Origin of the sequence: Nocardiopsis metallicus (assembly GCF_014201115.1) — a bacterium.
GTDB classification, from domain to species: Bacteria; Actinomycetota; Actinomycetes; order Streptosporangiales; family Streptosporangiaceae; genus Nocardiopsis; species Nocardiopsis metallicus.
Genome location: NZ_JACHDO010000001.1, coordinates 2,424,280 through 2,440,434, shown reverse-complemented (window position 1 = coordinate 2,440,434; position 16,155 = coordinate 2,424,280). Strand labels below are relative to the sequence as shown.

At 70.0% G+C, this 16,155-nt stretch carries 13 protein-coding genes; 8 read left to right on the top strand and 5 right to left on the bottom strand.

The features are described 5' to 3' along the window. Positions 1-436: 436 nt before the first annotated feature. Complete coding sequence (locus HNR07_RS10400) at positions 437-2,458, top strand: PhoX family protein (protein ID WP_184364604.1); 2,022 nt, start codon at positions 437-439, stop codon at positions 2,456-2,458. Between the two features lie 192 nt (positions 2,459-2,650). Then, a complete protein-coding gene (locus HNR07_RS10395; protein WP_184364603.1) occupies positions 2,651-3,892 on the top strand; it encodes an IS701 family transposase in 1,242 nt (413 codons plus the stop codon). Between the two features lie 120 nt (positions 3,893-4,012). Here the strand turns inward: HNR07_RS10395 and HNR07_RS10390 are convergent, their stop codons facing one another. Together HNR07_RS10390 and HNR07_RS10385 are read right to left on the bottom strand one after the other, a co-directional pair. After that, complete coding sequence (locus HNR07_RS10390) at positions 4,013-4,462, bottom strand: GNAT family N-acetyltransferase (protein ID WP_184364602.1); 450 nt, start codon at positions 4,460-4,462, stop codon at positions 4,013-4,015. Between the two features lie 79 nt (positions 4,463-4,541). After that, on the bottom strand, positions 4,542-5,825 hold the full coding sequence (locus tag HNR07_RS10385) for an isochorismate synthase (RefSeq protein WP_184364600.1): 1,284 nt from the start codon (positions 5,823-5,825) through the stop codon (positions 4,542-4,544). Positions 5,826-6,175: 350 nt separating this feature from the next. Between HNR07_RS10385 and HNR07_RS10380 the strand changes: the two genes are divergently transcribed. The 6 genes from HNR07_RS10380 (at position 6,176) to HNR07_RS10355 (ending at position 11,814) form a co-directional block, all read left to right on the top strand. Next, on the top strand, positions 6,176-7,807 hold the full coding sequence (locus tag HNR07_RS10380) for a glycoside hydrolase family 10 protein (protein WP_184364599.1): 1,632 nt from the start codon (positions 6,176-6,178) through the stop codon (positions 7,805-7,807). Positions 7,808-8,014: 207 nt separating this feature from the next. Next, positions 8,015-8,416, top strand: a complete 402-nt coding sequence (locus HNR07_RS10375) for a TOBE domain-containing protein (protein WP_184364598.1) — start codon at positions 8,015-8,017, stop codon at positions 8,414-8,416. Further along, complete coding sequence (modA, locus tag HNR07_RS10370; protein ID WP_184364597.1) at positions 8,409-9,278, top strand: molybdate ABC transporter substrate-binding protein; 870 nt, start codon at positions 8,409-8,411, stop codon at positions 9,276-9,278. Before HNR07_RS10375 ends, modA begins: the two co-directional genes overlap by 8 nt. Continuing rightward, positions 9,275-10,132 carry an ABC transporter permease gene (locus tag HNR07_RS10365; protein WP_376769915.1) on the top strand — a complete coding sequence of 286 codons (858 nt, stop codon included), beginning with the start codon at positions 9,275-9,277 and terminating at the stop codon, positions 10,130-10,132. The genes modA and HNR07_RS10365 overlap by 4 nt, the downstream gene beginning before the upstream one ends. Next, positions 10,129-11,259, top strand: a complete 1,131-nt coding sequence (locus HNR07_RS10360; protein WP_184364596.1) for an ABC transporter ATP-binding protein — start codon at positions 10,129-10,131, stop codon at positions 11,257-11,259. The genes HNR07_RS10365 and HNR07_RS10360 overlap by 4 nt, the downstream gene beginning before the upstream one ends. Before the next feature lie 216 nt (positions 11,260-11,475). Further along, positions 11,476-11,814: a DUF3040 domain-containing protein gene (locus HNR07_RS10355; RefSeq protein WP_184364595.1), complete on the top strand. Its 339-nt coding sequence runs from the start codon at positions 11,476-11,478 to the stop codon at positions 11,812-11,814. 138 nt (positions 11,815-11,952) lie between these two features. On the opposite strand, the gene HNR07_RS34330 is transcribed toward HNR07_RS10355, so the two are convergent. The 3 genes from HNR07_RS34330 to HNR07_RS10345 all read right to left on the bottom strand — a co-directional run bounded on the left by HNR07_RS34330 (position 11,953) and on the right by HNR07_RS10345 (position 16,088). After that, entirely contained in the window at positions 11,953-12,807 is an 855-nt protein-coding gene (locus HNR07_RS34330; protein WP_312893595.1) for an IS3 family transposase, read from the bottom strand. Next, positions 12,804-13,124, bottom strand: coding sequence for a helix-turn-helix domain-containing protein (locus HNR07_RS34325; protein ID WP_221318717.1), 321 nt, complete (start codon positions 13,122-13,124; stop codon positions 12,804-12,806). The genes HNR07_RS34330 and HNR07_RS34325 overlap by 4 nt, the downstream gene beginning before the upstream one ends. A gap of 264 nt (positions 13,125-13,388) precedes the next feature. Then, positions 13,389-16,088, bottom strand: a complete 2,700-nt coding sequence (locus tag HNR07_RS10345) for a penicillin-binding transpeptidase domain-containing protein (protein WP_184364594.1) — start codon at positions 16,086-16,088, stop codon at positions 13,389-13,391. Between the last annotated feature and the right edge of the window lie 67 nt (positions 16,089-16,155).

Sequence of the window (16,155 nt, the reverse complement as noted above, 5' to 3'; positions counted from 1 at the left end):
CATGCGCCCGCGCGCCAGCGTCGTGGAACTCGGCGGTCGCGACGTCCCCGGGCCCCGCCGGGGACGTCGCCCGGCTGCTGGGCCGCCACCCCACCACCGCGACACGGGGAGCACGTCAGCGCGCGCCTGGGTGGAAACCGCGAGGAAACACGCGGGGCCGACCTGGGCGAGGCTGGTGGACGTTCGTGAGCGGGTAGGCGAGGATCACCACAAGGTCCGACGGTGAGTGTTCATGCAACTACTCTATGCGACTATTCCTGACATCCGGGGGGAGTTGTAGGTGCGTTCACCCGGGTTTCACCGGAGAGTGTGAAACCTCGGCCAGGGTCGTGAGCGACCAGGCAGGACCTCCTGCACGATCGCTTCCGCGCCCCTGAGCGGAGCCCCGCAGCCCGTGCCGGGGCGCGTGAGCGGTCACGATCCCCGAGGAGAACGTGTGACCCCATCCGCGCCCCGCCGCCGACTCCTGCCCCTGCTCGGAGTCGGGGGTGGACGTTCCCCCAAGACCTGCGAGTACCGCTGTGGCAACGCCTGTTTCCACCCCGCGCCCAACAAGAGCGACAACGCCTACTTCGGTGACATCTTCCAGGGCGTGCTCTCCCGCCGCACCGCGCTCAAGGGCGCCGCGGTCGGCGCCGGGGCCAGTGCCCTGGGACTGGCGGCCCTGAGCCCGGCCGCCGCGGAAAGAGGCCCCAACCGTCCGCACCCCTCGCCGCGCCCCACCTTCAAGAGCGTCCAGCCCAACAACCTGGACCAGGTCTCCGTTCCCGGAGGCTACGACCACCACGTCATCATCCGCTGGGGCGACCCGGTGCTGCCCGGAGCTCCCGAGTTCGACTTCGAGAACCAGACCGGCGAGGCCCAGGCCCAGCAGTTCGGCTACAACTGCGACTACGTCGGCTTCTTCACCCTCGACGACGACCACGGGCTGCTGTGGGTCAACCACGAGTACACCAACGAGGGGTTGATGTTCGCGGGCTACTCCGGCGGCGGGGACGCCGACCTGGAGTGGATCCGCGTGGCGATGGCCGCCCACGGCGGCTCGGTGGTCGAGCTGGAGCGGGTGTACGGCACCGGCCAGTGGAAACTGGTGACCGAGGGAGCGCGCTCCTTCAACCGCCGCATCACGCCCGACACCCCGTTCCGCGTAGCCGGTCCCGCAGCCGGGCACCAGCTACTGCGCACCGAGGCCGACCCTGAGGGAACCCGTGTCCTGGGCACCCTCAACAACTGCGCGGGCGGCATGACGCCCTGGGGCACCATCCTCAGCGGCGAGGAGAACTTCCACCAGTACTTCGTCGGCGCCCCGGCCACCGAGGCGAACTCCCGCTACGGCCTCCGGAGCGGATACAGCGGCCGACGCTGGGACCGCGTCGACGAGCGCTTCGACCTGGCCAAGCACCCCAACGAGGCCAACCGCTTCGGCTACATCGTGGAGATCGACCCGCACGACCCGGACTCCACCCCAGTCAAGCGCACCATGTTGGGCCGGTTCAAGCACGAGGGCGCCAACGTCAACCTCACCGAGGACGGCCGGGTGGCCGCCTACATGGGTGACGACGAGCGCTTCGACTACATGTACAAGTTCGTCAGCGCCAAGAAGTTCGTCGAGGGATCCCGCAAGCACAACATGACGCTGCTGGACACCGGAACGCTGTACGTGGCCCGTCTGGAGGGCAACAGCCCCGAGGAGGAGATCGACGGTAGCGGCACTCTGCCCTCGGACGGCGAGTTCGACGGCACCGGTGAGTGGATTCCGCTGTGCACCGACACCGAGAGCTTCGTCGAGGGCTTCTCCGTGGCGGAGGTGCTGATCCACACCCGCCTGGCAGCCGACAAGGTCGGTCCCACCAAGATGGACCGCCCCGAGGACTTCGAGCCCAGCCCGGCCACCGGCAAGGTCTACTGCGCCCTGACCAACAACAGCGCTCGGGAGCCCGGCCAGGCCGACGAGCCCAACCCGCGCGGCCCCAACAAGTACGGTCACATCCTGGAGATCATCGAGGACGGAGCGGACTCCGCCGCCACCACCTTCACCTGGAACGTGCCCATCGTCTGCGGGAACCCCGAGGACGAGGACACCTACTACGCCGGGTACGACAAGTCCAAGGTCATGCCGATCTCGGCCCCCGACAACGTGGCCTTCGACAAGCAGGGCAACCTGTGGATCGCCACCGACGGCCAGCCGGGGAGCCTGGGCATCAACGACGCCCTGCACGTGGTTCCGATGGAGGGGCGCTTCCGCGGCGAGCTGAAGACCTTCGCCACCGTCCCGTTCGAGGCCGAGACCTGCGGGCCGCTGATCACCGAGGACCAGAAGACCGTCTTCCTCGCCCCGCAGCACCCGGGTGAGAACGGCACGGTGGAGGCGCCCACCAGCGTGTGGCCCGACGGGGACTTCCCGCGCCCGTCGGTCGTGTGCGCCTGGCACAAGGGCGGCCGCGACATCGGTACCTGATCCCGGCCCCCGGGGGCGTGCGGCCGGCACGCCCCCGGGGCCGGTTTGCTTACCAACCCGGGATGATCTTGCTACCAGAAGCGAAATCGGCGCCTTGGACTGGTAGCAAGATCACCGGAGTTGAGGGGGATCCTTCTAGTAGTACTTTGTTAAGTACCTGATTTTCCAGCGTGGCTCCGCCATGATGGACGGGTGGACCTGGACGCTGTGGAAGAACTCCGCGAAGACCTCGACGCTTTCTGCGCCGAGGTCTTCGCCTCCATCCCTCGCCGTGATAGCCGTCAGTGGGGCGGGTGTTACCTGCGTGGACTGATGCTGGACGGACGCCGTAAGTCCATCCAACCCATGGCCGAACGGCTCCCTGACGGCAATATGCAGGCATTGCAGCAGTTCGTGGCCTCCTCCCCCTGGGAGCACACCCCGGTCCGGCGTCGGATCGCCACCAAGGTGAGCCAGGCCATCAACCCCGATGCGTGGGTGATCGACGACACCTCCTTTCCCAAGGCCGGGAACCACTCAGCGGGGGCGGTGCGCCAGTGGTGCGGTGCTTTGGGCAAGAAGTCGTTGTGCCAGGTGGGGGTGAGCCTGCACGCGGTCACCGACGCCGCCTCGGTCCCCTTGGACTGGCGGTTGTTCCTGCCCAAGGAGTGGGCTGATCCGGCCGATGCCCGCCGAGCCAAGACCGGCATCCCCGACGGAGTGGGGCATCGGGAGAAATGGCGTCTGGCCCTGGACATGATCGACCAGGCCCGCTCCTGGGGGCTCCAGGACCAGGTAGTAGTGGCCGACGCGGGATACGGGCAAAACCACGCTTTCCGCGAGGGGCTGGCCGAGCGTGGTTTGGACTACGTGGTCGCGGTGCGTGAAGACGTCAACGCCCACCCCGGCCAGGCGGTTCCCCACCTCCCTGAACGGCGCAAAGGCAGGGGATGCCCGCCTCAGCCGCGCTACCGCACCCCGGCCCGCTCGCTTAAGGAGCTGGCTCTGGAACAGGGGCGTGGTGCGTTGCGGCGGTGCACTTGGCGGCAGGGGTCTCGTGGATCGATGCGGGGCCGGTTCCTGGTCATGGCGGTGCGTCCCGCTGGGGCCGCAGCTCACAAGGCCGCACTGGAGAAAGCGGGCGGCCGGTCGGGGTGGGACGGGGTGTTGCCGCCCGAGACGCTGATCGCTGAATGGCCGCCCCATCACGAAGCCCCGACTGATTACTGGTTGTCCAGTCTGCCCGCGGACACCGTGTTGCGGCACCTGGTGCGTCTGGCCAAGATCCGGTGGCGCATCGAGCACGACTACCGCGAGCTCAAGCACGGTTTGGGGTTGGATCACTACGAGGGGCGGACCTGGCGGGGCTGGCACCACCACGTCACCCTGGTCACCGCTGCTCAGGCCTTCCTCACCCTGCGAAGACTCGACCCAAAAACGCAGACGTCGGTCTGAGTCTGTACCAGGTCCTGGAGGCGCTCCAGGGGGTGCTGCTGTGCTGGACCGGCGTGTGTTCCACCTGCCAACGGCCACTCGCACAGCAGCACCCACCCGACACGAGTTAACAAAGTACTACTAGAGCACCCGCTCGAAACACAGTGAGGTGGGCTCGTCCGCGTAGGCCCCGAAGGGGGCGATGGGCGTGTAACCCGACCTCGTGTAGAAGCGCACCGCGTCCGGTTGGCGGTCGCCGGTCTCCAGCCTCAGGCACTTCCAGTCCTGACCGCGCGCCCATTCCTCCAGGGCGTGCAGCAACACGGTGGCCGCCCCTGAGCCGCGGCTCTCCGGCAGCACGTACATCCTCTTGACCTCGCCGACCCCGTCGCCCAGGTCGCGCAGGCCGCCGCAGCCCACGGCGGTTCCGGCGTCGTCGCGCACCACCGCGAACACCGCGATGTCGTCGGCGGAGGGCGGGGTGCCCGGTTCGGAGTCGGGGGTGCCGTAGCGTTCGGCGATCTCCCGCCGCTGGCCTGCGCGTAGTTCGGCGGCCTCGGGATGGTCCCAGGGGACCGGCTCAACGTTCATGCGCACGAGCATGCCGCAGCGATGTTTCCGTCATGTGAAAAGTCGTGCCGCCCCTCGGGCGGGGCCCAGCCCGAGGGGCTCAGGCCCCGGGGTCGGTGAGGGCCTCTCGCATCACCCGGAACTTGGACTCGGCCTCGGCGACCTCCGAGGCGGGGTCCGAACCCGCCACGATCCCGCCGCCCGCGTACAGCCGCGCGCGTGAACCGTCCACGTGGGCACAGCGCAGCGCGATCCCCCACTCGGAGTTGCCCGCGCCGTCGAGCCACCCCACGGGCCCGGCGTACCCGCCCCGGTCCATGCCCTCGACCTCGGCGATGAGCCGCATCGCCGTGCCGGTCGGGGTGCCGCCCACGGCGGCCGTGGGGTGCAGCGCGGCCACCGCGTCCAGCGCCGAGACCCCGGGGGCGAGCCGGGCGTGCGCGCGGGTGGCCAGGTGCTGGACGTTGGCGAGTTTGAGCAGGTGCGGCCAGGCGGGCACCACGAGCTCCTCGGCGAGCGGCTCCAACGCGGTGCGCAGCGAGTCCACCGCCAGCCCGTGTTCCTCGATGTCCTTGGCCGAGGCCAGCATCTCCTGGCCCAGCTGGTGGTCGGCCCCGGCGTCCTCGCCCCGGGGGCGGGTCCCGGCCAGGACCAGGGAGGTGAGCTGGTCACCCTCGCGGCGCAGTAGCAGCTCGGGGGTGGCCCCGACCATGCCGCCGACGGAGAAGGTGAAACAGGCGGGAAAGCGCGTGCGCAGCCGCTCCAGCAGCACGCGGACGTCGATGGGGGAGTCCGCCTCGGCGAAGGAGTCCCGGGCCAGCACGGCCTTCTCCAGCTCCCCGGCACGGATGCGCTCGACCGTTCCGGCCACCGCGCCCATCCACTCCTCACGGGTGAGCGACCCGGGCCGCCACTCCACGGGCCCGACCGGTCGGGGCGCCGAGTGGGGGCGCAGCAGCTCCTCGGGGTGCGCGCCGGGTTCGTCGGTGACGGTGGTCAGCCAGGTACGCCCCTCCCGGCGGCCCACGACCACGCGCGGCACGATCAGCGCCGAACCCCGCGAGGTGGGCGTGAACGTGAACGTGCCGAAGGTGACCAGGCCGGTGCCGGGCAGGTTCACCTCGTCCTCGACCTCGGCGTGCTCCAGCAAGCCGTGCACCCAGGCGGTCGCCTCGACGAACCGGGTGGTGTCGGTGGGCGGGGTGCCCTCGGGCTGCGGCGCCGGGTCCAAGCGGGTGGCCTCACCCCAGCCCACTATGCCGTCGTCGCCGGTCAGCCAGGCCAGAGGGGTGCCGGCGGGCAGACGTTGGACGAGGCTGTCGGCCCGGTCGCGCAGGGGGACGGTACGGACGAACAGCTTCGGTGGGCTCAGCTCGGTGTTCACGGGACCCGATTCTAGGACCCGGGGTACGGGCCTCCGGCCATGCCCTCGGGGGGTCGCGCTCCGCCCGGTTCCCTTCGCCGTGGCCCGGAGTGCGCCCTCCTCCACGCTCTGTTCCCGGCACGGATCGCAGGGGGAGGGGATTCTTTGCTCTCCGGAGGGTGTGGGGAGCCCGAGGCCCCTAGCCAACGGTGCTTCGTTGACCTGCGAAAACATTCCCGTGGGACATGATGTGCGACGTTATCCACACATTGGCCGAATCGTGTCCGAAAATTGACATCTTCGTCTACTCTGGGTCGCGGCGCGGCGCCAGGGGGACGGCGGTGCGCGAACTTCTCAGAGGAGAACTGTTGATGCGTTCCATGGCACGGGCCGTGACCACGCCGCGCGCCGGGGCCCGGTGGGCGGCGGCAGCCGCCGCGACCACTGTGCTGTTGGCCGGATGCTCCACCAAGGAGAGCGGTTCCGAGGCCGACACCCCCGCACCCGGCGGAGAGGGCATCGCCGCCCCCGCCACCTGCGGCACCGACGGCGACAAGCGCGAGATGCGGGGCGCTTGGCTCACCACCGTCCGCAACATCGACTGGCCCTCCGAGCCGGGCCTGTCCGCCGACGAGCAGAAGGCCGAACTCGACCAGTGGCTGGACGAGTCCGTCGAGATGGGCCTGAACGCCGTCTTCCTGCACGCGCGGCCCACCGCCGACGCGGTGTACGACTCCGAGCTGGAGCCCTGGGCCCGCTACCTCACCGGTGAGCAGGGCGGGGACCCCGGCTACGACCCGCTCGAGTACGCGGTCGAGGAGGCCCACAAGCGCGGCCTGGAAATGCACGCCTGGTTCAACCCGTACCGCGTGGGCCTGCAGGACCCGGACATCGAGAACCTCGCCGACGACCACCCCGTCAAGCAGAACCCCGACTGGCTGGTCGACTTCGGCAAGGAGGCCTACGTCGACCCGGGCAACCCCGAGGTCCGCGAGTGGGTCACCGCCGTCATCATGGACGTGGTCGAGCGCTACGACATCGACGGCATGCACTTCGACGACTTCTTCTACCCCTACCCGCAGGACGGTGCGACCTTCGACGACGACGCCAGCTGGGAGGCGCACGGCGGCGACTTCGACGATCGCGGCGACTGGCGCCGGGACAACGTCGACCAGCTCATGCGTGACGTACACGGCCAGATCCAGGAGACCAAGCCCTGGGTGAGCTTCGGCGTCTCCCCGTTCGGCATCTGGCGCAACGACGCCACCGACCCCAGCGGCTCGCCCAGCTCTGGTCTGCAGTCCTACGACGCCCAGTACGCGGACACCCGTACGTGGATCCAGGAAGGCACCATCGACTACGTCGCTCCCCAGCTGTACTGGGAGCGGGGCTTCTCCACCGCCGACTACGAGGCCCTGACCGACTGGTGGGCCAACGAGGTCGAGGGCACCGACGTCGACCTGTACGTGGGCCAGGGCGCCTACCGCCTGGGTGAGAGCGGCTGGACCGGCGACGACGCGCTGAGTACCCAGCTCGACTACTCGAGTGAGAACGAGCAGGTCATGGGGGACATCTACTTCTCCATCAAGAGCATGCGGGACAACCCCGACGCGGTGAACCACCTGCTGGACAACCACTACGCCCAGCCCGCGCTGCCCCCGGTGATCGACTCGCCCGAGGGTGAGGGGCCCCGGGTCGGCGCGCCGACCGGGGTCACCGCCCAGGCCGGGGACGAGACTGTCGAGGTCGAGTGGCAGGCCATCGAGGGCGCCCGCTTCTACGCGGTCTACCGCCTGCCCGCCGAGGCCGCCCAGGCCCTGGAAGGCGGCGATGACGAGGCCTACTGCGCTGCGCTGGCCCCGGAGAACCTGGTCGGCATGACCGGTGAGTCCGCCCTGACCGACAGCTCTCCCCTGGAGGACGGCGCCGGCTACGTGGTCACCGCCCTGGACGACTACCGGGCCGAGGGGCCGGTCAGCGAGATCGCGGACCCGCGCAGCTGACCGACAGGCCACACGGGGCCACGCGGCACCACCGGACAGAGCAGCAGGCCGAACGGGCCCGCTCCCACACACGGGGGCGGGCCCGTTTCCGTGCGTCCAGCTGTCGGATCAGCACTGTCACATCCACCAAATGACCGGTGAAAAAGTTATGATTTGCTAGGCATAGAAACATAACCCCCTTGCATTTGCGAGTAGTAGGTTCTCCACATGCCGACCTTCCAGATCAGCGAGGCCGCCGACCTGCTCGGTGTCAGCGCCGATACCGTACGCCGCTGGGTCGACTCCGGCCGTCTGGCCGCCACCCGCGACGCCTCCGGACGCCGCCAGCTGGACGGTGCCGAACTCGCGGCGTTCATGCGGGCAGGGGCCGACGACGACCCCGGCCGTCGTGTCTCCTCCGCCCGCAACCGCTTCCAGGGCCTGGTCACCAACGTGATCCGCGACCACGTCATGGCCGCCGTCGAGATCCAGGCCGGACCGCACCGGGTGCTCTCCCTGATGAGCCGCGAGGCCGCGGACGAGCTCGGCCTGGAGGTCGGAAGCCTGGCCACGGCCGTGGTCAAGTCCACGAACGTCATCATCGAGACCACCGGAGAACACCATGCGTGAGACCGCCCCCAGCCGTCCCGCACACCGCTTCACCGGTCGCCGCCACGGACCGGCCACCGGGCTCGCCGCCGCCAGTGCCCTCGTCGTCGTCCTGACCGCCTGCGGCGCCGAGGACACCGGGCCCGGCGAGGCCGCTGAGGAGAACGGGGACGGCGGCGTCCTGAGCGGTGAGCTCACCGTCATGGCCGCCGCCTCCCTCACCGACGTCTTCGCCGAGATCGCCGAGGACTTCGAGGAGCGGTACCCCGACGTCGAGATCACCCTCAACTTCGCGGGCAGCAGCGAACTGGCCCAGCAGATCAACTCCGGCGCGCCCGCCGACGTGCTCGCCGCCGCCGACACCTCCACCATGGAGCAGGTCGTGGAGGGCGAGGGCCTGGACGCCGACTGGGCCGCCGAGAACGGCGAGAACGGGCTGGTCTTCGCCACCAACACCCTCCAGATCGCCGTACCGCCGGAAAACCCCGCCGGGATCGAGAGCCTGGCGGACCTGGCCGGGGACGACGTGCAGGTGGCCTTCTGCGCGGAGGAGGTGCCCTGCGGTTCAGCCACGGCGGCCGCCCTGGAGGCCTCCGGCCTGGACGTCACCCCGGTCACCTACGAGGAAGACGTCCGCTCGGTGCTGACCAAGGTCGAGATGAACGAGGTCGACGCCGGACTGGTCTACGTCACGGACGTCACCTCCGCCGAGGGCAGGGTCGAGGGCCTGGACTTCCCCGAGGCCGAGGAAGCGATCAACGGCTACCCGATCGGCGTGCTCGCCAACTCCGCCGACCCCGAGCTCGCCGCCGCCTGGATCGAGGCGGTCACCTCCGCCGGGGGCGCGGCCGTCCTCGACGACGCGGGCTTCGGTGCCCCGTGACCAGCGCCGCACCCAGCCGGTCCGGGAGCGCCGGGAGCGCGCCCACACCGCGCACGCGCGCCTCCCGGGCCAAGACCGGCCGGATCCCCTGGATCCTCGTACTCCCCGCGGTCGTCGGTGTCCTCTTCCTGGTCCTGCCCTTCGCGGGGATGCTCATCCGCGCGCCCTGGACCACCATGGGCGCCCGCATCACCGACCCCGACGTGCTCGCCGCCCTGTGGCTGTCACTGTCCACCGCCACCGTGGCCACCGTCGTCTCGCTGATCCTCGGCGTCCCCTTGGCCTGGCTGCTGGCCCGTACCGAGTTCCCCGGCCGCCGGTTCGTGCGAGCCCTGGTCACCGTCCCCCTGGTGATCCCGCCGGTGGTGGGTGGTGTGGCCCTGCTGATCGTGCTGGGCCGCAACGGGCTGGTCGGCCAGTACCTGGACGCCTGGTTCGGGCTGACCCTGCCCTTCACCTCCGCCGCCGTGGTCATCGCTCAGGTGTTCGTGGCCATGCCCTTCCTGGTGATCAGCGTGGAGGGCGCCCTGCGCGGGGCCGACCGCCGCTACGAGGAGGCCGCGGCCACCCTCGGCGCCAGCCGCGTCACGATCTTCACCCGCGTCACCCTTCCCATGGTCCTGCCCGGTATCGGCGCCGGAGCGGTGCTGTGCTGGGCGCGCGCCCTCGGTGAGTTCGGGGCGACCATCACCTTCGCCGGGAACTTCCCCGGCACCACCCAGACCATGCCGCTGGCGGTGTACATGGCCATGCAGCGCGACCCCGAGGCGGCGATCGTGCTCAGCCTGGTTCTGCTCCTGGTGACCCTGGTGGTCCTGGCCGCCCTGCGCGAGAGGTGGATGAACGCCGCATGAGGCCGACAGACCAGACAGCCGACCCCGCCGCGAATCCGGCCCCCACCGTTCCCGCCCTCGATGCCGAGCTGCGCGTGCGGCGCGGCGACTTCACCCTCGACGTGAGCCTGACCGCCGAACCGGGGGAGATCCTCGCCCTGCTGGGCCCCAACGGCGCGGGCAAGTCCTCGGCGCTGCGCGCCCTGGCCGGGCTGGTCCCGCTGACCGGCGGGCGCGTGCTCGTGGACGGCGCGGACGAGACCACCACCACAGTCGAGCGCCGCCCCATCGGCATGGTCTTCCAGGACTATCTGCTCTTCGAGCACATGAGCGCGCTGGAGAACGTCGCCTTCGGTCCGCGCTGCCAGGGCGCGGGCAGGTCCGAGGCGCGTGCCCGGGCCGGTGAGCTGCTCGAACACATGGACCTGGGCGCGCACGCCCAGTCGAAACCCCGGCAGCTCTCCGGCGGGCAGGCCCAGCGGGTCGCCCTGGCCCGCGCGCTGGCGGTCCGCCCGCGGCTACTCCTGTTGGACGAGCCGATGGCGGCGCTGGACGCCAGCACCCGTATCGACGTCCGGTCCCGCCTGCGCCATCTGCTGGAGGACTTCGACGGTGTGACGGTGCTGGTCACCCACGACCCGCTGGACGCCATGGTGCTGGCCGACCGCATCGCGGTGATCGAGTCGGGGCGGGTCGTACAGCGGGGCGAGCCCGCCGAGGTGGCGCGGCGGCCGCGGACCTCCTATGTCGCCCGGCTGGTCGGGCTCAACCTCTTCCAGGGGCGGGGCGAGGGGGAGACGGTGGTCCTGGAGGGCCAGGACCCGGGCGAAGCCGCGGAGGAGCGGACCTGCGACGGTCCTGCTCTGGTGACGGTGCGCGAGCCGCACCACGGCCCTGCCCTGGTGGCCTTCCCGCCGCGCGCGGTGGCCCTGTACCCGGAGCACCCGCACGGCAGCACGCGCAACGTGTGGCGGCTGACCGTGGACGGGATCGAACGCTTCGGCGACCAGGTCCGGGTACACCTGGACGGGCCGCCGTCCCTGGTCGCGGACATCACCCCAGCGGCCCTGGCCGAACTCGGACTTTCTCGAGGCGACACGGTCTGGGCGGGGGTCAAGGCCTCCGAGGTCGAGTGCTATCCGGGTTGACCCGCTTGACCTGGGCTGACCCGGGTCTCAGGACCCTCGTCCCCCACCTGGTGACATAGGGCTCTCGCATGCTGGAACAAACTGGGCTTTTCTGTCCCAACCGCGAAAAACAGGTACGGAAATCCTGTGGACACTTGGATATCCGACCCTCACCCGGGGGAGACTGTAGGACACCCGGTGACGACAGTCCTTCCCCCTGCGGTCGAGGAGGGTTCCATGTCCCTGAGAGAGCACGAGCGCAGAATCCTCGCGCAGATAGAGAAGCAGCTCAGCGAGGATGCTCCTGAGCTCGCCGGACGCCTGGAGGCCTTCGGAACCGACGACCCCGACGCCCCGGCCGACCCGGGGCTGCGGAGCTGGAAACCGTGGGTCGCCTGCGGGCTGATCGCGGCGGTCACCGCGGGGTTGCTCGTCCTGCTGTTCGTGCTCACACCGAGCGCACCGCAGCCGGAGAACCCGCGGCCCGCCGAGACCTCGCAGAACACCGTGCCCGACCCCGTGCCGGAGGGCGACGCGGTCGACGGCCCACCCGAACCCGCCGAACCGGTCGGCTGACCCTCGCGCCCGCGTCCCCGGGATCCGGCAGGAAGCCCGGCGGGCTCGGGCCACGGATGTGAGCGTACGGGAAGGGCCCCGCCCGGAGCACCGGTGTATCTGAACTGGTCCCCGATAGTTGGACCGGCTAACTAAAGGTTAGGCCGCCAGGGCCTGAGCTCGGTACTGCACCGGGCTCAGGCCCTCAAGATAGCTATGGACGCGTTCGTGGTTGAACCAGGCGATGTACTCATCCAGCCCTGCGGTGAACTCCTCGACGGTCTCGAACTCGGAGTGGGTGAAGAACTCCTCCTTCAGGTGACCGAAGAAACTCTCGATCACCGCGTTGTCCAGACAGTTGCCCTTGCGCGACATCGACTGAAGACCGTCGACCCCGGCGAGCAGCCGCCGCCAGGACACGTGCTGATACTGAAACCCCTGGTCGGAGTGGACCAGCGGGCTCTGACCAGGGGGCAGGGTCTTCAACGCCTCCCGCAAGGAGGTGTTGGTCAACTCCAGGTTCGGTGACAGAGCGGCCGTGTAGGAGATGATCTGCCGGTCGAACAGGTCCATGACCGGTGACAGGTAGACCTTGTGGCCCGCGACGGCGAACTCGCTCACGTCGGTCACCCATTTCTGGTTCGGCCCCTGCGCGGTGAAGTCACGCTCCAGCAGGTTCGGCGCCACCTGGCCCGCCTGGCCCCGGTAGGAGCCGTAGGGCTTCTTGCGGCGCACCCGGCAGACCAGGCCCAGCTGGTTCATGAGCTTGAGTACGGTCTTCTTCGCTACCCGCCACCCCTTCTTGAGGAGCTGGTCATGGATCCGGCGGTGCCCGTAGCGGCCCTTGTTCTTGTCGAAGAGCTGCCTGATCTGGGCCTTGAGCGCTGCGTGGGGATCCGGGGTTTGGAGTCGGGCCTGGTGGTAGAAGAACGTGGAGCGGGCCAGCCCAGCAACCCGCAGCAGCACGTCCAATCGGTGTTCGGCCTTGAGGGCGACCACAGCGTGAACCCTCACTCTGGTGGATGTTCCCTCAAGGCCCGCACTTTTCCCAGGTAGGCGTTCTGGGCACGCAGGAGCTCGTTCTCACGGCGTAGTCGTTCCAGCTCTGAGGCTGGCTCTTGTGGTGCGCTCTTGGGCGGGCGTCCTCGCTGCTTGGGGCGTAGCCCTTCTGAGCCCTGGGTGCGGTAGGTGCGCACCCACGATTCCAGCAGCTTGGGTGAGGACAGTTCCAGTTCCTTGGCCAGCTCGGTCTTGGGCTCGCCCGCCAGGAGGCGGCGCACCGCCTCGACCTTGAACTCGAAGGAGTAGGACTTCTTCGCTTGTTTGGTCACCAGCGCTCCCGGGCCGTGGATCCGCCACCGTCGGTACAGGCTTCGGACCGCCCATCGCGAGACCCCCAGAGAGGCCGCTACCGCGTGATCGGCTCTGCCTTGCTCGAACAACGCTATCGCTTGGTGGCGTTGGTCCTGGGTGAGTGAGCTGTTCGCTCTCATGGGACTGCTCCCTGGTCGATGGAACTGGATTTCCAGTCCAACTTCCAGGGAGCAGTTCAATCCGGATGCTCTGGACGGGGCCTTCACCGCCTCTTCGGTCCCTCAGAGGGCATTGGTGAAATCGGCGGCCAGCGGACCGGCCACGGACCCGCCGCCGCCTCCGCCCTCCACCACGATCGCGAAGGCGACGTCGCCCTTGTAGCCGACCATCCAGGCGTGGGTGGGCAGCTCGTCGTCCTCGTCCGGGGTGCCGTACTCGGCACTGCCCGTCTTGCCGTACACCTCGCCCTGGAAACCGGCGTCCTTGGCGGTGCCTTCGGTGATCACGGCGCGCATCATAGGCCGGATGGCCTCCGCGTTGGCGATCGGCTTGGGCTCGGGCGGGTCCTGCCTGGCGGGTTCGGTGACCAGTACGGGGTGGCGCCAGGAACCGTCGGCGATCGCCGACGGCACCGTCGCCATGTGCAGCGGTGAGGTGAGGACCTGGCCTTGGCCGATGCCCTGTGCGCCCATCATGACGACACCCTCAGCGACGGGGAAACTCGGTTCGAGCGTGGTCACACCGAGGTCCAGAGGGGAGTTCATGCCGAACTGCTCGGCGCTCGCCTGGAGGCTGTCCGCGCTCAACCGCTGGCCGATCTCGTGTACCAGGGCGGTGTTGCAGGAGGTCGCGAACGCCTCGGTCACCGACTGCTCACCGTGCTCGGCGCCACCGGCGTTGACGAACGTCCAGCCGCCCGGATCGTACTCCTCGGGGCAGTTCATGGTGGCGTCCGCGGACAAGCCGTTGTCCAGCAGCGCGCTGTAGGTGACGATCTTGAAGGACGAACCTGGCGCGTACTGGCCCTCGAAGGCCCGGTTGAACCCGCCGGGCACGTTCACCACCGCCAGGATCTCACCGGTGGAGGGGCGGATCGCCACCAGACCGGCGGGGTCCTCGGCGTCGATGATGGCGTTGGCCGCGGCGCTCTGGACGGTCATGTCGATGCTGGTGGTGATGGGCTCGCCGTCGGACCCGTCCAGGGTCGCGACGGTGTTCTCCTCGGTGGCCTCCAGGGAGTCACGGTCCTCGGCCTCGGCGGCGTCCACCATCACGATGGTGGTCGCGGCCTCACCGGCCAGCTGCTCCTCGTAGCTGCGCTGGAGCCCGCTCTTGCCGATGGTGTCGCCGACGCTGTAGGCCGGGCCGAGCCGCTCGACGTCGTCCTCGTCGGCCTCGCCCAGCTCACCCACGATCATCTGCAGGGAACCGGAGATGTCCGGGCTGTCCAAGCGGGTGCCGTCGGCGGCCTGGATCTGGCCGCGCTCGCCCCATACGGCGGTCCGGGCCAGGACCTGGCCCTCGCCGAGTCCGGGGTAGGCGACCTCGGGCGAGAACTCGACCAGCCACTCGCCGTCCTCCCGCACCAGCGGGAGCTCACCCTCCCAACCCCAGTCGTCGGCGTTGGTCAGCGACACGGTCACCTCGTAGGGGGCGCTGCCGGTGCTGCCCTCCGTGGTGGGTGCGCCGACCTCGACCGCGACCCCGTCCACGCCCAGTCCGGTGTCGATCCCGGCGAGGGTCTGCTCGGCGTCGCCACCGGTGGTCACCGCGGCCAGGCGCGCGTAGTCCTGGTCCTCCCAGGCGGCCTTGTACTCGGCCGTGGCCTCCTCGGGTTGGGGCAGCGTGTACACGTACCACCCCGCGGCGCCGCCGGCCAGTGCCAGCACGAGCACGGTCGCGACCACACCGATGATCAGCCCGCGGCGGGACTTCTTCCGGGGCGGCGGCGGACCGGGGTCGTAGTCGTCGTAGTCGTCGTCATAGGGGTCGTCCGGGCCCTGGGGGCCACCGGGGCCACCGGGGCCGCCCCGGCCGCCGGAGGCCGTGCCACCCGGACCGCTGTAGAGGAACCCGTAGCTGTCGCTGCGGTTCTCACCCTCACCAGGGGCGGGCCCGGCGGGCGGCTCCGGAGCGGAACCGGGGTAGGGGGTGTCGCCCGCGTAGGCGGGCTGACCCCCGTACGGGGTCTCCCATGCCTCGGGGGAGGCCCCGGCGCTCTGCTTCCCCTGCTCCTCGTAGCCCTGCTGCCCGTAGCCCTGAGCGGCCTGGGCCCAGTCCTGCTGCTGCCCGGCACCGGGGTCGTTCCAGCTCTCCTGGGCGGGTTTGGGCTCGACAGGGGTGCCCCACGGCTCGCGGGGTTCTTCGGCGGGTCGTTCCCAGGGTTCGGGGGAGGCCTGCGGTTCCACCGGGGTGCCCCACTGTTCCGGAGGAGGCTGTGCCCCGGACGGTTCGTTCCAGCTCTCCTGGGACTCGGAGGGCTGTCCCCAGGACTCCTGGGCGGACCGCGGTTCCACGGGGGTCCCCCAAGGCTGGGGGGAGGCCTGCGGTTCCACCGAGGCGCCCGAGCTCTCCTGGGCGGGTTTGGGCTCGACGGGGGTACCCCAGGGCTCCTGCGGAGTCTGCGGTTCCATCGGCGGCGTGCCCCAGGACTCCTGGGATCGGGACCCCTGCGACCGGGGCTCCTCCTGGGCCTGGGCCGGTTCGTTCCAGCTCTCCTGGGCGGGTTCGGGCTCCACCGGGGTACCCCACGGCTCACGGGGCTCTTCGGCGGGGGTGCTCGTCCCGGACGCGGGAGGGGCTTCGGGCTCCGCCGGGCGCGGGCGGTCGAAGCTGAAGTTCCCGGTCTCCGTGGGGCGGGCCCCGGGAGGCCGCTGGGGGATTCGGTAGGGGTTCTCCGGGCGCGACCGATGCGCCTGTGTACCGTCCGAATCCTCGGGCGGCTCGGAGGAATCCGGCTGCCGGGGGGACCGTTCGTCCACGCCTGACCGTCCTTCGCTACGTTTCCTGGGGATACCACGATGCCCCGCTCCCACCTCGGTGGGAGCG